We start from the raw sequence: 17,804 nt of genomic DNA, 5'->3' as shown, positions 1-17,804 counted from the left end.
TGTCAGCTTCCTCCGGTCGTCGTGGGCGCCGCCGTGGTCGGTCCGGCGGGGCCGGAGGTGGCGGTCGTCGTCTTCGTCACCAGGACGGCGGGCGGGAGCGCTCCGGGCTCGGCGACGGCGGGGGCGCCGCCCGTCCGGGCGGCGCCGCGGGCCCGGCCGCCGCGCAGGACGGTCCAGCTCCAGACGGCGAGCGGGCTGAGGGCCAGCGCCAGGGCGAGGACGGACCAGGTGCGCATGGCCGCGTGGGTGTGGTGGAAGTGGACGGAGGCGGCCAGGGAGACGGCGAGGACGGCCGCCCAGGCGAGGTGGATCCGGAAGGTGAGGACGCGGTCCGGGCTGGCCTCCCCGCCCTTGGGGGTGACGACGAACGCGCCGCGGGTGCGCAGCACCGCGGCGCCGAGGGACTTGAGGTAGATCGGGGCGGAGAGCGCCGACATCGCCATACCGGCCAGCCCTCCGGATCCCTCGGGCTCGTGCGGCGAGACGTTGTGCCGCCGGTTCCAGAGGTACAGCCCGATCTGCAGGGCCACCGCGTCGCTGTAGATCATCAGCCAGACCGAGGAGGACACCTGGGTGCCGGACGCCCCGAACCAGAGGAACAGCACGCAGCTGAGGATCCCGAGGAGCCAGTTGACCGCCGTCATCGGATAGTAGACGAGCATCAGGGTGTAGTTGAGGAAGCGGCCGGGCGGGACCCTGAAGGGCGTCTTCCAGTACTGCTTGATCAGCGTCTCGTACGTGCCCCGGGACCAGCGCAGCTGCTGGGTGAAGAAGTCCGTCCAGGAGGCCGGGCCCTCTCCGACGGCGAGGACGTCGGGGGTGTAGACGGACCGCCAGAAGTGACCGGTGCCGGGGTTCCTGCGCCGGTGCAGCTCGAAGCCGGTCGCCATGTCCTCGGTGATCGAGTCGTACAGGCCGCCGACCTGCTTCAGCGCGGACACCCGGACGACGTTGTTGGTGCCGACGAACATGGGCGCGTGGTACCGGTTCCCGGCCCGCTGGATCAGGGCGTGGAAGAGGAACTGCTGGGACTCCGCGGCCTTGGTGACGGGCCCGGTGTAGTTGCCGTAGACCTGCGGTCCGACCACGAAGGCGACGTCCGGGTCGCGGAAGTAGCCGAGCATCCGCTCCAGGAGGTTCGGCAGGGGGACGTGGTCGGTGTCGACGGAGGCGAAGAACTCGTAGGCGTCGCCGTGCATCGCGAGCCAGGCGTTGTAGTTGCCGTGCTTCGTACGGGCCTTGTGGACGCCCTTGGCGCGGTTCCACTCGGGTATTCCGTGCCGGGTGAAGTGCCGGACCCCGAGTTCGGCGCACAGGGCCCGGGCGCCCTCGTCGTCGCCTTCGTCGAGCAGCCAGACGTCCAGCGGCCCGTCGTGCCGCAGCCGCCGGGCGGCCGCGAGGGTCGCGCGGACCATGGCGAGCGGTTCCTTGCCCGGCACGTAGGTGGTGACGAAGGCGACCCGGGTGCCCTTCTGGGGGTACACGGGTATCGGGTCGCGGGCGACCATGGTCGCGTGGGCGATCGAGGCGACGTTCACCAGCATGAAGAAGCAGACGAGGCCGATCGACACCAGCATCACCGTGTCGAGGTGGACGAGCAGGCCGTCGCCGCCCTCGCGGACGGTCCAGTGGCTGGGCCAGACGAGGTAGACGAGCAGGGTCGCGGAGAGCAGGGGCGCGAGGGCCATGAGCAGGACGGCGCGTATGCGGTGCGGTTCCTTCGCCAGCAGGCTGCGGTACCTCACCCGGTACGCCGTCGCCTCCGGCTCCGTGAGGGGGCCGGCGATTCGGCTGTAGGTCTCGTAGTCGTAGCCATCCGCCCGCACGGTGCCTCCAGCTGCCGTCGAACAGGTCGATATCCCCACGAAAGGGGACGACCTTCGACGACGCGACCGGAATTCGTCCGAGCGAGCGTTTCCGCGGTGCGCGGCGCCGCTGGGCCGATTCAGCGACGCCCGTCGCGACGGAGCCGGTGCCGGACGGCTCGCTGGGCGAGCGGGCCGAGGTCCTCCAGGGCGGCGGCGATCGAGGCCAGCTGCTCCAGGGAGACGAGCACCTGCTCCGCCCCGTCCGGGTCCACCCCCTCGTACAGTTCGAGCCCCACGAAGGCCGCGGCGCAGGTACGGGCGAGTCCGGCGGGGTCGGTGAACTCGCCCAGCGGGTTGCCGGCCAGCACCCGGGCGAGGACGGCTTCGAGCTCCTCGATCCAGAGGTCGAGACCGGCCGCGGTGGCCGGTGCCAGGCGGGGCTGGGTCTGCGCCCCGGCCAGCAGCTGGGCCAGTACCGCGACATGACCGCCGGCCCGCTCCTCCGCGTGCATCTCCCGGCCGAACTGGAGCAGTTCGGCGAAGGTGCCGATCGCGGCGAGCCGCTCGCGGTAGCGGGTCACGCGCTGCTCGGCGCCGTGCCGGCAGGCGGCGGCGAGGAGCTCGTCCATGGAGCCGAAGTGGTAGAAGACCAAGGCCTGGTTGACCCCCGCGGCGGCGGCGACGGAGCGGGCCGAGGTCTTGGCGATGCCCTGTTCGGTGAGGGTGCGCAGGGCGCCTTCGAGGAGCTTCTCCCGGGTCTCCCGGCCGCGCGCGTCCTTGGGGGCGCCCGGGGAGGGGCTCCGGCGCGCGTCGCCCGCCTTCCCCGCGTTCTCCGCCTTCTCCGGGTCTGCGGTCACGCGGGTCCCTCCTCCCGTTCGGAGCCCGGCGACCGGGCTCTATCACGTCCACCCCGCGGACGCACCCGGCCGGCGGGCCGGACGGGCCTCCGCACTCCGTACGCCTGACGGCCAGTCGGTCGACGGGGCACCGGGCCGGGCGGACGGATGACGGTCGCCGTCGGCCCGGGTGGCACTCCCCCGCGGAGACACCGGCGCCGACGACGGCCGAAACTCATTGAGCGACCGCTCAAACAGAAGGTAGCTCATTTTGAGCGGTCGCTCAATCCAGGGCCACGGAGAGAGCCCCCGACCCGTGGAGGGCGGGGGCTCGGCGACGGCCGGCGGCGCGTCGGGGTGAAGACTCGGGAGGTCAGGCCTCCAGATGGCGCTCCACCGTGGCGACCTTCGCGGTCAGGCCGTCCGTGACGCCCGGCCGGATGTCGGCCTTGAGTACCAGGGAGACCCGCGGGGCGCGCTCCTCGACGGCGGCGACGGCCCGCTTCACGACGTCCATGACCTCGTCCCACTCCCCCTCGACGGAGGTGAACATGGCGTCCGTGCGGTTCGGCAGGCCCGACTCTCGGACGACCCGGACGGCATCGGCGACGTACTCGCCGACCTCCTCCCCGACGCCCAGCGGGGTGACCGAGAACGCGACGATCACGCGTTCACCGTCCCCTCGCGACGGGCGCGGGACGCGATGACCGCGTCCTCGGCCTCACGCTTCAGCTTGCGCTCGGCGAAGAAGCCGCCGAAGGGGAGCACGGAGAGCAGGAAGTAGAGCGCCGCCGTCCCGAGGCCCCACTTGGTCCGGTTCCAGGCGTCCAGCCAGAAGAGCACGTAGAGGACGAAGAGGATGCCGTGGATCGCGCCCATCACCGGGACCGCGTTGAACTCCGTGGTGCGCTTGAGCACCGAGCAGACCAGCAGCAGGAGGAACGAGACGGCCTCCGGCGCGGAGACGAGTCGGAGACGGTGGAGGGACGAGGCGGTCTTGATGTCCACGGGGGTCACCTTTTGATCGGGATCGACGATCTTGTGAAGGGATGCACAAGCGCCCGCCCATTGTGGCACCCGACTTTGCCGGCTCTTTATCAGGGTCGGGATCCTCCGCAGGTCCCTGTTCGCCGCCGCACCCCGCCCCGTAATCTCCCTCCGTGGCAATGTTCCGACTCCAAGGCAGCAAAGTGCTCGCCGTCGACATGACCGGTGACGCCGTCAAGGCGAAGAACGGCTCGATGGTCGCGTACGACGGCCAGATGGCCTTCAAGAAGATGTCCGGTGGCGGCGAGGGCCTGCGCGGGATGGTCACCCGCCGCCTCACCGGCGAACAGATGGAAGTGATGGAGGTGAAGGGCCAGGGGACCTGCTGGTTCGCCGACCGCGCGTCCGAGATCAACCTGGTCTCCCTGCACGGCGACAAGCTCTTCGTCGAGGCGAGCAACCTGCTCTGCACCGACGCGGGTCTGCGCACCGGCACCACCTTCACCGGCCTGCGCGGCGGAGCGACCGGCAACGGCCTCTTCACGACGACCGTCGAGGGCACCGGCCAGGCCGCGATCATGTCCGACGGCCCGGCCGTGGTCCTGCGCGTCACCCCGCAGTACCCGCTCTCCGTCGACCCCGGCGCGTACATCGCCCACCAGGGCAACCTCCAGCAGCACTTCCAGTCCGGTGTGACCTTCCGCACCTTCCTGGGCGAGGGCGGCGGCGAGGCGTTCCAGATCCGCTTCGAGGGCGACGGGCTCGTCTACGTGCAGCCCAGCGAGCGGAACACGATCGGGGGTGACGTCTGATGCCGTTCCGCGAGATCAACTCGAAGATGGTCGAGGCCACGGTCGTGCCGGGGCAGCGCATGTTCAGCCAGCGCGGCGCGATGCTCGCCTATCGCGGCGACGTCTCCTTCACCCCGAACATCGCCGGCGGCCAGGGCGGCGTCATGTCGATGATCGGCCGCCGCGTCGCCGGCGAGGCGACGCCGCTCATGACCGTCGAGGGCAACGGCACGGTGATGTTCGGCCACGGCGGACACCACATCCAGGTGATCCGGCTGACGGGCGACACCCTGTTCGTCGAGGCCGACCGGCTGCTCGCCTTCGACGGCACCCTGGAGCAGGGCACGATGTTCATGGGCTCGCAGGGCGGGGTCATGGGCATGGTGCGCGGCCAGGTCACGGGCCAGGGGCTCTTCACCACCACCCTCAAGGGGCACGGCGCCGTCGCGGTGATGGCCCACGGCGGCGTCATCGAACTGCCCATCACGCCCGGCCGCGCCGTCCACGTGGACCCGCAGGCGTACGTGGCCCACCACGGCGACGTCCGCAACAAGCTCTCCACCGCGCTCGGCTGGCGCGACATGGTGGGACGCGGCTCCGGCGAGGCGTTCCAGCTGGAGCTCAGCGGCAACGGCTCCGTGTACGTCCAGGCCTCGGAGGAGAAGCTGTGAGCGCCCCCGTGATCCACGATCCGATGACCCTGCCGTCGGACGACAACGTCAACGCCTACACCTTCTGCGTGGAGCTCAAGGGCTCCCAGTGGTTCCTGCAGAAGGGGAAGATGATCGCCTACTACGGGCGGATCGACTTCAACGGCATCGGCCACGGCCGGCTGGACCGCCTGGTGCGGACGTCCTTCCACTCGCCGCTGCACGCGAGCGACTGGGTGGTCGCCGAGGGCAGCGGCAAGATGCTGCTCGCCGACCGGGCCTTCGACGTGAACTCGTACGACCTCGACGAGGGCAACCTGACGATCCGTTCGGGCAACCTCCTGGCCTTCCAGCCGACGCTGGCCCTGAAGCAGTCGATCGTGCCGGGCTTCGTGACGCTGATCGGCACCGGCAAGTTCGTGGCCGCCTCCAACGGCCCGGTGGTCTTCATGGAGCCCCCGCTGCGGGTGGACCCGCAGGCGCTGGTGGGCTGGGCGGACTGCCCCTCCCCCTGCCACCACTACGACCACGCGTACATGACGGGCGTGATGGGCGGCGTACGGGCGCTGACCGGGCTCGGCGGGACCTCGGGCGAGGAGCACCAGTTCGAGTTCGTCGGAGCGGGTACGGTGCTGCTCCAGTCGACCGAGCTGCTGATGGCGGAGCGGGCGATCGGCGAGACGCCGGCGCAGGCGGGCGTTCCGGGCCACGGTCCGCATGGTTCCGGCCAGGGACCGCTCGGATCCGTACCGCGCCTTCCCGGCCAGCTGGGGGACCTCCAGCGCCGCTTCGGCCTGTGACCGTCCCCCCGCCTCCGGGCGGGGGAAACCCCGCCGACCCCGCCCGGAGCCCGGGCGGGGCGGCGGTTCGGGCGTGGTCCGCCGGCGCCCCGGCGGCCGTCCGCGGCGGGTGTCGACCGGCCTGGTCGGATTCCGGCCCGGCCCGCCGCCGGGCCGCTCCGGGTCCGGCGCGTGAGCGGTAGTCTGCGGAGTGTGACGCCCTCGAACGTCTGCACCCGTTTTGCCGGGCTCCGGGTGCTCCGCGTCACACTCCCCTACTTCGTCCAGTATTCAACTTCTTAGGTAGAATCCATATATGGAGACCGAGACGGCCACCCCCTGGCTCACCGACGCCGAGCAGTGCGCCTGGCGCACCTACCTGGACGTCAACAGAATGCTGACGTACCAGCTGGAGAAGGACCTCCAGCCCTTCGGCCTGACCATGAACGACTACGAGATCCTGGTGAATCTCTCGGAGTCCGACGACCGTCGTCTGCGCATGAGCGATCTGGCCGCGGCCACGCTGCAGTCCAAGAGCCGCCTCTCGCACCAGATCACCCGGATGGAGAACGCCGGCCTCGTCCGCCGTGAGAACTGCGAGTCGGACCGGCGGGGTCTGTACGCCGTCCTGACGGACCAGGGCATGGAGACGATGCGCAAGGTGGCACCCCACCACGTCGACTCGGTGCGCAGGCACTTCATCGACCAGCTCTCCCCCGAGGCGCTCGGCGACCTGCACGAGTCCCTCAAGCCCGTCGCGGAGCAGCTCCGGGGCCGGCGCGGCAAGCCGTAGCGCGCGTCGCCGGCCTCCTGGCGGGCTCGGAACCGGGGCGACCCCCCGCGGGGCGGGCCGAGACCAGGAGGAGCGCCGAGAAGCACGAAGAGGGCCTCCCCGTGCGGGGAGGCCCTCTTCGTGTCGTGTCAGTTGCCCGTCAGGCTCGCGATGAGCTCGTCGGAGGCGGCGTACGGGTCCAGTTCCCCGGCCACGATGCGCTCCGCCAGGGCGTCCAGGCGGCGGTCGCCGTGGAGGTCGCCGATCCGCTCGCGCAGCGCGGTGACCGCGATCGTCTCGACCTCGCGCGCCGAGCGGGCCCGGCGGCGGTCGGCGAGCACGCCGTGCTCCTCCATCCACGCGCGGTGCTTCTCCAGCGCCTCGACGACCTCGTCGATGCCCTCGCCCCGCGCCGCGACCGTCTTCACGATCGGCGGACGCCAGTCGGCCGGGCCGCGTGCCTCGCCCAGCCCCAGCATGTGGTTCAGCTCGCGGGCCGTCGCGTCGGCGCCGTCCCGGTCCGCCTTGTTCACGACGTACACGTCGCCGATCTCCAGGATGCCCGCCTTGGCGGCCTGGATCCCGTCGCCCATGCCGGGCGCCAGCAGCACCACGGAGGTGTCCGCCTGGGAGGCGATCTCCACCTCGGACTGGCCGACCCCGACGGTCTCCACGAGGATCACGTCGCAGCCGGCGGCGTCCAGTACGCGGATCGCCTGCGGGGCGGACCACGCCAGTCCGCCCAGGTGGCCACGCGTGGCCATGGAGCGGATGTACACGCCCGGGTCGGAGGCGTGCTCCGACATCCGGACGCGGTCACCGAGCAGCGCGCCGCCGCTGAACGGCGACGACGGGTCGACGGCCAGGACGCCGACCCGCTTGCCGGCCCGCCGGTACGCGGCCACCAGCGCGGAGGTCGACGTGGACTTGCCCACGCCGGGCGAGCCCGTCAGGCCCACCACGTACGCACCGCCGMTCAGCGGCGCCAGCGCCGCCATGACCTCCCGCAGCTGCGGGGACGCCCCCTCCACGAGCGAGATCAGCCGGGCCACGGCCCGCGGCCTGCCCTCCCGCGCCTGGGCGACCAGTTCGGGGACGTCCACCATGTGCCGATGCTCCTTACTTGCCGGGACTGCGCCTAGTTGCGGACGTGGAGGATCAGCGCGTCACCCTGACCGCCGCCACCGCACAGCGCGGCCGCACCGGTGCCGCCGCCGCGCCGCTTGAGCTCCAGGGCCAGGTGCAGCACCACGCGGGCGCCGGACATGCCGATCGGGTGGCCGAGCGCGATCGCGCCACCGTTGACGTTCACCTTCTCGGAGGTGACGCCCAGGTCCTTCATCGACTGGTGCGCGACGGCCGCGAACGCCTCGTTGATCTCGATCAGGTCGAGGTCGTCGACGCTCAGGCCCTCCTTGGCGAGCGCGTGCAGGATCGCGTTGGACGGCTGCGACTGCAGCGAGTTGTCCGGGCCCGCCACGTTGCCGTGCGCGCCGATCTCGGCGATCCACTCCAGGCCCAGCTCCTCGGCCTTGGCCTTGCTCATCACGACGACGGCGGCGGCGCCGTCCGAGATCTGCGAGGAGGTGCCGGCGGTGATGGTGCCGTCCTTGGCGAACGCCGGACGGAGCTTGCCGAGGGACTCGGCCGTGGTCTCGGCGCGGATGCCCTCGTCCTGGGAGAAGACGACCGGGTCACCCTTGCGCTGCGGGATCTCGACCGGGGTGATCTCGGCCTCGAAGACGCCGTTCTTCTGCGCGGCGGCCGCGCGCTGGTGCGACAGCGCGGCGATCTCGTCCTGCTCCGCGCGCTGGATGCCCAGGCGGGTGTTGTGCTTCTCCGTGGACTCGCCCATGGCGATGTTCTCGAAGGCGTCGGTGAGGCCGTCGTACGCCATCGCGTCGAGCATCTCGATCGCGCCGTACTTGAAGCCCTCACGGGACTTGGGCAGCAGGTGCGGGGCGTTGGTCATCGACTCCTGGCCGCCGGCCACGACCACGTCGAACTCGCCGGCGCGGATGAGCTGGTCCGCCAGCGCGATCGCGTCCAGGCCGGACAGGCACACCTTGTTGATGGTGAGGGCCGGGACGTTCATCGGGATGCCGGCCTTGACGGCGGCCTGGCGGGCGGGGATCTGGCCGGCGCCCGCCTGGAGCACCTGGCCCATGATCACGTACTGCACCTGGTCGCCGCCGATGCCGGCGCGGTCGAGCGCCGCCTTGATGGCGAAGCCTCCCAGGTCGGCGCCGGAGAAGGACTTCAGCGAGCCGAGCAGTCGCCCCATGGGCGTGCGGGCGCCCGCGACGATCACTGAGGTGGTACCGGTCGTTCCAGACATGAGGCACAGCCCCTTGGGATGAGGAGTGAACGAGGGTTTACCGCCAATGTACTGAGCGGTGCTGCGCGAGGTCACCGGCCCACCGGTGTGACGGCGCGCACGTTGCGTAACCACCTCTCTGGCGCTGCACTGGAGAAATGCTGACGCGAATCGACCACATCGGGATCGCCTGTTTCGACCTCGACAAGACCGTCGAGTTCTACCGTGCGACGTACGGTTTCGAGGTGTTCCACTCCGAGGTCAACGAGGAGCAGGGCGTCCGCGAGGCCATGCTCAAGATCAACGAGACCTCCGACGGCGGTGCCTCGTACCTCCAGCTCCTGGAGCCCACCCGCGAGGACTCCGCGGTGGGCAAGTGGCTGGCCAAGAACGGCGAGGGTGTCCACCACATCGCCTTCGGGACCGCGGACGTGGACGGCGACGCCGCCGACATCCGCTCCAAGGGCGTCCGGGTCCTCTACGACGAGCCCCGGATCGGCTCCATGGGCTCCCGCATCACCTTCCTCCACCCCAAGGACTGCCATGGTGTCCTGACCGAACTGGTCACCTCGGCGGAGCCGTCCGGCGACCACTCCTCGACGGAGCACTGACCTCCGGATTCCCGGCCCGGTAGAGTGGGCGGCTCCGGGCCGGGGCCGGTCGGTGCCGCGTGCCATGCGGCGTCGAAGTCGGGGTATCCGATCTGCCACCATTCCCCGGGGGGCCCGTTCGCCGGGGAACGGTGCTCAGAGGAGTTGCGACCAGGGGACGGATGGGACCGCGCAGTGCGGGGCTACGAACGCCAGGAGAGCCACCGAGCTGAAGACGACCATCTTTCGCGGTTCGAAGCCGAGATGGACCGGCTGAAGACCGAGCGGGAGAAGGCAGTCCAGCACGCCGAGGACCTCGGTTACCAGGTCGAGGTCTTGCGTGCCAAGCTGCACGAAGCGCGCCGCACGATCGCCACCCGGCCCGCGTACGACAGCGCGGACATCGGCTACCAGGCCGAACAGCTGCTGCGGAACGCGCAGATCCAGGCCGAGCAGCTGCGCCAGGACGCCGAGCGCGAGCTGCGCGAGGCCCGCGCCCAGACCCAGCGGATCCTCCAGGAGCACGCCGAGCACCAGGCGCGCCTGCAGGCCGAGCTGCACGCCGAGGCCGTCCAGCGCCGGCAGCGGCTCGACCAGGAGCTGGCGGAGCGCCGCCAGACCGTCGAGGCGCACGTCAACGAGAACGTCGCCTGGGCCGAGCAGCTGCGCGCCCGGACCGAGTCCCAGGCCCGCCGCCTCATGGAGGAGTCCCGCGCCGAGGCCGAGCAGTCGCTCGCCACCGCGCGCGCCGAGGCCACCCGGCTCGCCGAGGAGACCCGGCACCGGGTCGGTTCCGAGGCGGAGTCCGCCCGTGCCGAGGCCGAGGCGATCCTGCTCCGCGCCCGACGGGACGCCGAACGACTCCTGAACGCCGCCTCCACGCAGGCGCAGGAGGCCACCAGCCACGCCGAGCAGCTCCGCTCGGCCACCACCGCCGAGAGCGACCAGGCCCGCCAGCAGGCCTCCGAGCTGTCCCGCGCCGCCGAGCAGCGGATGCAGGAGGCCGAGGAGAAGCTCCGCGAGGCCCGTGCCGAGGCCGAGAAGGCCCTCACCGAGGCCAGGGAGCAGGCCGCCAAGACGCTCTCCTCCGCCGAGTCGACGAACGAGCAGCGCACCCGCACGGCGAAGGCGGAGATCGCCCGGCTCGTCGGAGAGGCCACCAAGGAGGCCGAGACCCTCAAGGCCGAGGCCGAGGAGAAGCTCCGCGAGGCGACCGCCGCCTCCGAGAAGCTCGTCTCGGAGGCGTCCGAGAAGGCCCGCACGGTCGCCGCCGAGGACTCCGCCGCCGCGCTGGCCAAGGCCGCGCGGTCCGCCGAGGAGGTCCTCACCAAGGCGTCCGAGGACGCCCGCGAGACCACCCGCAAGGCGTCCGAGGAGGCCGAGCGGATCCGTCGCGAGGCCGAGAGCGAGGCCGAGCGGCTGCGCAGCCAGGCCGAGGAGCAGGCCGGCGAGGTCCTGGGCTCGGCCAAGGACGACACCAAGGAGTACCGCGCCAAGACCGTCGAGCTGCAGGAGGAGGCGCGCCGGCTGCGCGGCGAGGCCGAGCAGCTGCGCGCCGAGGCGATCGCCGAGGGCGAGCGGATCCGCGGCGAGGCCCGGCGCGAGGCGGTCCAGCAGATCGAGGAGGCCGCCCGCAGGGCCGAGGAGCTGCTGACCAAGGCCCGCACGGACGCCGACGAGATGCGCGCCGGCGCGAGCGCCGAGGGCGACCGGGTCCGCGCCGAGGCCATCGAGCGCGCCCAGACGCTGCGCACCCAGGCCGAGGAGACCCTGGAGCGCACCCGGGCCGAGGCCGAGCGGATGCGGACCGAGGCCGAGGAGCAGGCCGAGGGCGTCAAGGAGGCCGCCGAGCGGGCCGCCACCGAGCTGCGCGAGGAGGCCGAGCGGGCCGTCGAGGCGCGGCACGCGGAGGCCGCCGACGAGCTGACCCGACTGCACACCGAGGCGGCCTCGCGGGTCGAGAGCGCCGAGCAGGCCCTGACCGACGCCCGCGCCGCGAGCGAGCGCATCCGGCGCGAGGCGTCCGAGGAGACGGAGCGGCTGCGCGCCGAGGCCGCCGAACGCATCCGTACGCTCCAGGCGCAGGCCGAGCAGGAGGCCGAGCGGCTGCGCACGGAGGCCGCGTCGGACGCGTCCACCTCGCGCGCCGAGGCCGAGAACGCCGCGGTCCGGCTGCGGACCGAGGCGTCCGCGGAGGCCGAGCGGCTCAAGACGGAGGCCCAGGAGACCGCGGACCGGGTCCGCGCCGAGGCCGCTGCCGCCGCCGAGCGGGTGGGAACCGAGGCCGCCGAGGCGCTGGCCGCCGCGCAGGAGGAGGCCAACCGGCGCCGCCGGGAGGCCGACGAGACCCTGGACTCGGCCCGTTCCGAGGCCGGCCGGGAGCGTGAGAACGCCCGCGAGCAGTCCGAGGAGCTGCTCGCCTCCGCCCGCAAGCGGGTGGAGGAGGCGCAGACCGAGGCGCAGCGTCTGGTCGAGGAGGCCGACAGCCGCGCGACCGAGATGGTGTCGGCGGCCGAGCAGACCGCGCAGCAGGTCCGTGACTCCGTCGCCGGGCTCCAGGAGCAGACCGAGGAGGAGGTCGCCGGACTGCGCAGCGCCGCCGAGCACGCGGCGGAGCGCACCCGTACCGAGGCGCAGGAGGAGGCGGACCGGGTCCGCGCCGACGCGTACGAGGAGCGGGAGCGGGCGACCGAGGACGCCAACCGCATCCGCGCCGCGGTCCAGGAGGAGACCGCGGCCGCGAAGGCGCTGGCCGAGCGGACGGTCGCGGACGCGATCGCCGAGTCGGACCGGCTGCGCGCGGACACCGCCGAGTACGCCCAGCGGGTACGGACCGAGGCGTCGGACTCGCTGGCCGCGGCCGAGCAGGACGCGGCCCGCACCCGTGCGGACGCCCGCGAGGACGCCAACCGGATCCGGTCCGAGGCCGCGGCCCAGGCCGATCTCCTGGTCGCCGAGGCGACGGCCGAGGCCGACCGGATCACGGCCGAGGTCTCGGACCTGCTGACCGAGGCGGAGCAGGTCAAGGAGGACGGGGAGGCGCACGCCGAGGCACTGCGCATCGCCGCCCTCAGCGACGCCGATCAGGTCCTCGACGACGCCCGCAAGGCCGCCGACAAGCGCCGCACCGACGCCGCCGAACAGGCCGACCAGCTCATCGGCGAAGCCGGCGCCGAGGCCGAGCGGCTCACCGCCGAGGCCGCCGAGCTGCTGGAGAGCACCGAGCAGGACGCGCTGCGGCTGCGGACCGAGGCGGAGCAGGTCAAGCGGGACGGGGAGGCGCACGCCGAGGCACTGCGCACCGCCGCCCTCAGCGACGCCGAACAGGTCCTCGACGACGCCCGCAAGGCCGCCGACAAGCGCCGCACCGACGCCGCCGAACAGGCCGACCGGCTCATCGGCGAAGCCGGCGCCGAGGCCGAGCGGATCCGCGCCGAGTCCGAACGCGTCCGCGAGGACGCCGAGGCGGCGGCGGAGCAGATGCTGGCGGACGCCCGGTCCGCGGCGGACCGGACCCTCGACGAGGCGCGCGAGGCCGGTGCCAAGCGCCGTGCCGACGCGGCCGAGCAGGCCGACCAGCTCATGGCGAAGGCCCAGGAGGAGGCGCTGCGCGCGGCCACCGAGGCGGAGTCGCAGGCGGACACGATGGTCGGCGCGGCCCGCAAGGAGGCCGAGCGGATCGTCGCCGAGGCGACGGTCGAGGGCAACTCGCTGGTGGAGAAGGCGCGTACGGACGCGGACGAGCTCCTGGTGGGAGCGCGCAGCGACGCGACGGCCATAAGGGAGCGGGCCGAGGAGCTGCGTGCCCGGCTCGAGGGCGAGATCGAGGAGCTGCACGAGCGGGCGCGGCGCGAGACCGCCGAGCAGATGAAGACGGCGGGCGAGCGCGTCGACAAGCTGGTGAAGGCGGCGACGGAGCAGCGGGCCGAGGCCGAGGCGAAGGCCAAGGAGCTGGTGTCCGAGGCGAGTTCCGAGGCGGGCAAGGTGCGCATCGCCGCGGTCCGCAAGGCCGAGGCGCTGCTCAAGGAGGCGGAGCAGAAGAAGGCCACGCTCGTCGGCGAGGCGGAGAAGATCAAGGCGGACGCCGAGAGCGAGGCGGAGAAGATGATCTCCGAGGGCAAGCGCGATCTGGATGTACTGGTGCGTCGCCGCGAGGACATCAATGCCGAGATCTCCCGTGTCCAGGACGTCCTCGAAGCGTTGGAGTCATTCGAAGCACCTGGCGGAGCGAAGGACGGGGTGAAGGCGGGTGCGTCCGCGGGGGTTACACGTTCGAGTGGCAAGTCTTCCGAGGGCTAGCCACTCAAAAGGCTGGACATTCTCCATATCAAACGGGCATCCGCTCGATGACACGCCGCTTCGGCGCCTAGGATTCCCTCTAACACCTCACCGGTCTCATTCGACAGGAACCCCATGAGCGACACTTCCTCCCCCTTCGGCTTCGAGCTCGTGCGGCGTGGTTACGACCGCGGTCAGGTGGATGACCGCATTACCAAGCTCGTCGCCGACCGTGACAGTGCTCTGGCCCGAATCACCTCTCTGGAAAAGCGCATCGAGGAGCTCCACCTCGAGACGCAGAACGCCCAGGCCCAGGTCACCGACGCAGAGCCGTCGTACGCCGGCCTCGGTGCGCGTGTCGAGAAGATCCTCCGCCTCGCCGAGGAGGAGGCGAAGGACCTGCGCGAGGAGGCCCGCCGCGCCGCCGAGCAGCACCGCGAGCTGGCCGAGTCGGCCGCCCAGCAGGTGCGCAACGACGCCGAGTCCTTCGCCGCGGAGCGCAAGTCGAAGGCCGAGGACGAGGGCGTCCGGATCGTCGAGAAGGCCCAGGGTGAGGCCAACTCGCTGCGCGCCGAGGCGCAGAAGGACGCGCAGTCCAAGCGCGAGGAGGCGGACGCCCTCTTCGAGGAGACCCGCGCCAAGGCCGCTCAGGCCGCCGCGGACTTCGAGACCAACCTGGCCAAGCGTCGCGAGCAGTCGGAGCGCGACCTGGCCTCGCGTCAGGCCAAGGCCGAGAAGCGCCTCGCGGAGATCGAGCACCGCGCCGAGCAGCTGCGGCTGGAGGCCGAGAAGCTGCGCACGGACGCGGAGCGCCGGGCCCGCCAGACGGTGGAGACCGCGCAGCGCCAGGCCGAGGACATCGTGGCCGACGCGAACGCCAAGGCCGACCGGATCCGTTCGGAATCGGAGCGCGAGCTGGCGGCGCTGACGAACCGTCGCGACTCGATCAACGCGCAGCTGACCAACGTCCGCGAGATGCTGGCCACCCTGACCGGTGCGGCCGTGGCCGCGGCGGGTTCCCCGATCGACGACGAGCCGGCCACCCGCGGTGTCCCGGCCCAGCAGTCCCGGTAGCAGGCACGGCGAGTGAGCCGAAGGGGCTGAGGGGTCCCGGAGGCGAACCGGGCCTCCAAGAAGGTGCGAAAACCCTCCGTCATTCCGGTGGCGGAGGGTTTTTCGCGCCCGTAGGTTGGTACGCATGATCGAGCTCGAGGGCCTGACGAAACGGTTCGGAACGAAGACGGCGGTCGACCATCTCTCCTTCCAGGTCCGGCCTGGCGTGGTGACCGGCTTCCTGGGACCCAACGGCGCCGGCAAGTCGACCACCATGCGCATGATGCTGGACCTGGACAACCCGACCAGCGGAACGGTCCGGATCGACGGCAAGCACTACCGCGAGCTCCAGGAACCGCTGAAGTACATCGGGGCACTGCTCGACGCGAAGGCGATGCACGGCGGCCGGTCGGCGTACAACAACCTGCTGTGTCTCGCGCAGTCCAACCGCATTCCGTCGAGCCGGGTCGGCGAGGTGCTCGACCTGGTCGGTCTGACGCAGGTCGCGAAGAAGAAGTCGAAGGGCTTCTCGCTCGGCATGGGGCAGCGGCTGGGAATCGCCTCGGCGCTTCTCGGTGATCCCGAGATCCTGATGTTCGACGAACCCGTCAATGGTCTGGACCCCGAGGGAATTCACTGGATCCGCAATCTGATGAAGGCGCTGGCCGCCGAAGGCCGGACGATCTTCGTTTCCAGCCATCTGATGAGTGAAATGGCCCTGACAGCCGATCATCTGATCGTGATCGGTCAGGGAAAGCTGCTGGCAGACACCTCGATGGCCGATTTCATCCACCAGAATTCGCGCAGCTACGTACGCCTGCGCTCGCCGCAGCAGGAACAGCTCCGCGACGTCCTGCGGGCCAACGGCTTCACCGCCGTGGAGGCCGGTGGCGGCACGCTCGAGGTGGACGGCGCGACGACGGAGAAGCTGGGTGAACTGGCCGCGGAGAACCGGCTCGTCCTGCACGAGCTGAGTGCCCAGCGCGCCTCCCTGGAGGAGGCGTTCATGCAGATGACGGCCGGCGCCGTGGAGTACCACGCGCACGGCACGGACGTCCACGGCGCGGCCGCGCCCGACGCCGCCGGTCCCCGCTGGGGCGACACCACCAAGGGAGCCTGAACGATGGCAGCGGTATCCGCGGTCCTCCAGTCGGAGTGGACCAAGATCCGTACGGTCTCTTCGACGATCTGGACGCTGGCCAGCGCGCTGCTGGTGACCGTGGCGATGAGCGCCGCGCTGTGCGCCCTGCTGAAGTCCACCTTCGACGACCTCTCGGAGGCCGAGCAGGCCACCTTCGACCCGACCTTCGTCAGCTTCTCCGGGATGGTGCTCGGTCAGCTGGCGATGGTCGTCTTCGGCGTCCTGGTGGTCGGCACCGAGTACTCCTCGGGGATGATCCGCACCTCACTGGCGGCCGTCCCGCAGCGCGCGACCTTCCTCTTCAGCAAGATCGCGGTGGCCGGCGCGCTGGCCCTGCTGATCGGCCTGGCCACCAGCTTCCTCTCCTTCTTCCTGGGACAGGCGCTGCTCGGCGAGCACCGCACCACCATCGGCGCGGACAACGTGCTGCGGGCGGTGGTGGGCGGCGGCCTCTACATGGGGCTGATCGCGCTGTTCTCGATGGGCGTGGCGGCGATGCTGCGCTCCTCGATGCTGTCGCTCGGCATCCTGGTGCCGTTCTTCTTCCTCGTCTCGCAGATCCTCTCCGCGGTCCCGAAGGCCAAGGAGGTCGCGCGCTACTTCCCGGACCAGGCCGGCTCGAAGATCATGCAGGTCGTGCCGGACGCGATGAACTCCGAGGAGGCCCCGTACGGCCCCTGGGGCGGACTGGGCATCATGCTGATCTGGGTGGCCGCGGCGCTGCTCGGCGGCTACCTCGTCCTGAAGAAGCGGGACGCCTGAGGAGGCCGGGGACTGCGGGTCTGGGGGCTTGGGGTGCTGGGACCTCGTTGGCTTCGGGTGGTTGGCCGCCCTCTCTCCGAGTGTGGCAGCCGGGGCCGGTCCCTCAAGGGCGCTCCTTCGTCGCGTCGCTGCGCGATGGCCTGGCGGCCACCCTTGACCGCCCGGCCCCGGCTGCCTTTTCACACTCGGAGGGCGGCCCGGGGATGGGGCATCCGCTCCGGGGACCGGAGCCTCCCGGGCGCCGTCGGCGGCTGTCGGGTCTAGGGGTGGCTTCCCGCTGTCATTGAATGGGGTGACGCGGCGGCGCTTAGCGTCGATCGGTCGCTCATTGGTTGGGATTCATGCCCCGCTGGTCATTCTCCGGTGGGGGTGAAGCCGGATCCGCAGCTGGCATCGGGTGTGCGGGTCATGGGCCACCGGGCGCGCGGATCGTGCGGGCTCCGTCCGTCCCACCGGTCCCATCCACCCCACCGCCGGGCTGGAGTCGATTCATCAATGACGCTACGGCGTACATTAAGCCCTCCGAGAGTCCGATATGCCCATCAAAGTCCCTTATCCCGCCGGGTTACCGCAGGTAATGTACGCCGTAGCGTCATTCGGGATGACTCCGTGAGACGGGAAGGGCGGGACCCGATGGTGGCCGGCTTGAGGCCTCGACTTCTCCATGGGCTCGCGGATCCGGTTTCACCCACCACCGGGAGTGACCAGCGGGGCATGAATCCCCGCCAGGAATCGAGTGGTACTCGCTAAGCSCKGCCGSGTCACCCCATTCAATGACAGCGGGAAGCCACCCCTAGACCCGACAGCCGCCGACGGCGCCCGGGAGGCTCCGGTCCCCGGAGCGGATGCCCCATCCCCGGGCCGCCCTCCGAGTGTGAAAAGGCAGCCGGGGCCGGGCGGTCAAGGGTGGCCGCCAGGCCATCGCGCAGCGACGCGACGAAGGAGCGCCCTTGAGGGACCGGCCCCGGCTGCCACACTCGGAGAGAGGGCGGCCAACCACCCGAAGCCAACGAGGTCCCAGCACCCCAAGCCCCCAGACC

General features: G+C 71.5%; 15 protein-coding genes. 9 read left to right on the top strand and 6 right to left on the bottom strand.

Annotated elements, in window-relative coordinates; all coding sequences use genetic code 11:
• Window positions 1-2: 2 nt before the first annotated feature.
• The 4 genes from EAO71_RS32030 to EAO71_RS32015 form a co-directional block, all read right to left on the bottom strand.
• Window positions 3-1,826, bottom strand: a complete 1,824-nt coding sequence (locus EAO71_RS32030) for a glycosyltransferase family 2 protein (RefSeq protein ID WP_187282898.1) — start codon at window positions 1,824-1,826, stop codon at window positions 3-5.
• 119 nt (window positions 1,827-1,945) lie between these two features.
• On the bottom strand, window positions 1,946-2,665 hold the full coding sequence (locus EAO71_RS32025; RefSeq protein ID WP_147981272.1) for a TetR/AcrR family transcriptional regulator: 720 nt from the start codon (window positions 2,663-2,665) through the stop codon (window positions 1,946-1,948).
• A 352-nt stretch (window positions 2,666-3,017) separates the two neighbouring features.
• Entirely contained in the window at window positions 3,018-3,311 is a 294-nt protein-coding gene (locus tag EAO71_RS32020) for an MTH1187 family thiamine-binding protein (RefSeq protein WP_147981271.1), read from the bottom strand.
• Complete coding sequence (locus tag EAO71_RS32015) at window positions 3,308-3,652, bottom strand: DUF3817 domain-containing protein (protein WP_147981270.1); 345 nt, start codon at window positions 3,650-3,652, stop codon at window positions 3,308-3,310. The genes EAO71_RS32020 and EAO71_RS32015 overlap by 4 nt, the downstream gene beginning before the upstream one ends.
• 152 nt (window positions 3,653-3,804) lie before the next feature.
• Here EAO71_RS32015 and EAO71_RS32010 point away from each other — a divergent pair, with 152 nt between their 5' ends.
• The 4 genes from EAO71_RS32010 (at window position 3,805) to EAO71_RS31995 (ending at window position 6,644) form a co-directional block, all read left to right on the top strand.
• Window positions 3,805-4,443, top strand: coding sequence for an AIM24 family protein (locus tag EAO71_RS32010; protein ID WP_187282897.1), 639 nt, complete (start codon window positions 3,805-3,807; stop codon window positions 4,441-4,443).
• On the top strand, window positions 4,443-5,093 hold the full coding sequence (locus tag EAO71_RS32005; protein ID WP_147981269.1) for an AIM24 family protein: 651 nt from the start codon (window positions 4,443-4,445) through the stop codon (window positions 5,091-5,093). Before EAO71_RS32010 ends, EAO71_RS32005 begins: the two co-directional genes overlap by 1 nt.
• A 23-nt stretch (window positions 5,094-5,116) precedes the next feature.
• Window positions 5,117-5,872, top strand: a complete 756-nt coding sequence (locus EAO71_RS32000) for an AIM24 family protein (RefSeq protein ID WP_147981363.1) — start codon at window positions 5,117-5,119, stop codon at window positions 5,870-5,872.
• A gap of 295 nt (window positions 5,873-6,167) precedes the next feature.
• Window positions 6,168-6,644, top strand: coding sequence for a MarR family winged helix-turn-helix transcriptional regulator (locus EAO71_RS31995; protein WP_147981268.1), 477 nt, complete (start codon window positions 6,168-6,170; stop codon window positions 6,642-6,644).
• Between the two features lie 128 nt (window positions 6,645-6,772).
• Here the strand turns inward: EAO71_RS31995 and meaB are convergent, their stop codons facing one another.
• Window positions 6,773-7,729, bottom strand: a complete 957-nt coding sequence (gene meaB, locus EAO71_RS31990; RefSeq protein ID WP_147981267.1) for a methylmalonyl Co-A mutase-associated GTPase MeaB — start codon at window positions 7,727-7,729, stop codon at window positions 6,773-6,775.
• A gap of 32 nt (window positions 7,730-7,761) precedes the next feature.
• Complete coding sequence (locus EAO71_RS31985; protein WP_147981266.1) at window positions 7,762-8,961, bottom strand: acetyl-CoA C-acetyltransferase; 1,200 nt, start codon at window positions 8,959-8,961, stop codon at window positions 7,762-7,764.
• Window positions 8,962-9,098: 137 nt separating this feature from the next.
• Between EAO71_RS31985 and mce the strand changes: the two genes are divergently transcribed.
• The 5 genes from mce (at window position 9,099) to EAO71_RS31960 (ending at window position 16,764) form a co-directional block, all read left to right on the top strand.
• Window positions 9,099-9,551, top strand: coding sequence for a methylmalonyl-CoA epimerase (gene mce / locus EAO71_RS31980; protein ID WP_147981265.1), 453 nt, complete (start codon window positions 9,099-9,101; stop codon window positions 9,549-9,551).
• Between the two features lie 174 nt (window positions 9,552-9,725).
• The gene (gene scy / locus EAO71_RS31975; RefSeq protein ID WP_147981264.1) at window positions 9,726-13,829 is read left to right on the top strand and encodes a polarized growth protein Scy; all 4,104 of its coding nucleotides are present in this window, start codon (window positions 9,726-9,728) and stop codon (window positions 13,827-13,829) included.
• Between the two features lie 114 nt (window positions 13,830-13,943).
• A complete protein-coding gene (locus EAO71_RS31970; protein ID WP_147981263.1) occupies window positions 13,944-14,882 on the top strand; it encodes a coiled-coil domain-containing protein in 939 nt (312 codons plus the stop codon).
• A 124-nt stretch (window positions 14,883-15,006) separates the two neighbouring features.
• A complete protein-coding gene (locus EAO71_RS31965) occupies window positions 15,007-15,981 on the top strand; it encodes an ATP-binding cassette domain-containing protein (RefSeq protein ID WP_147981262.1) in 975 nt (324 codons plus the stop codon).
• Between the two features lie 3 nt (window positions 15,982-15,984).
• A complete protein-coding gene (locus tag EAO71_RS31960) occupies window positions 15,985-16,764 on the top strand; it encodes an ABC transporter permease (RefSeq protein ID WP_147981261.1) in 780 nt (259 codons plus the stop codon).
• Window positions 16,765-17,804: the final 1,040 nt, after the last annotated feature.

This window comes from Streptomyces sp. MS191, assembly GCF_008042125.1.
Taxonomy (GTDB): domain Bacteria; phylum Actinomycetota; class Actinomycetes; order Streptomycetales; family Streptomycetaceae; genus Streptomyces.
This window is presented reverse-complemented; position numbering and strand designations above follow the sequence as displayed.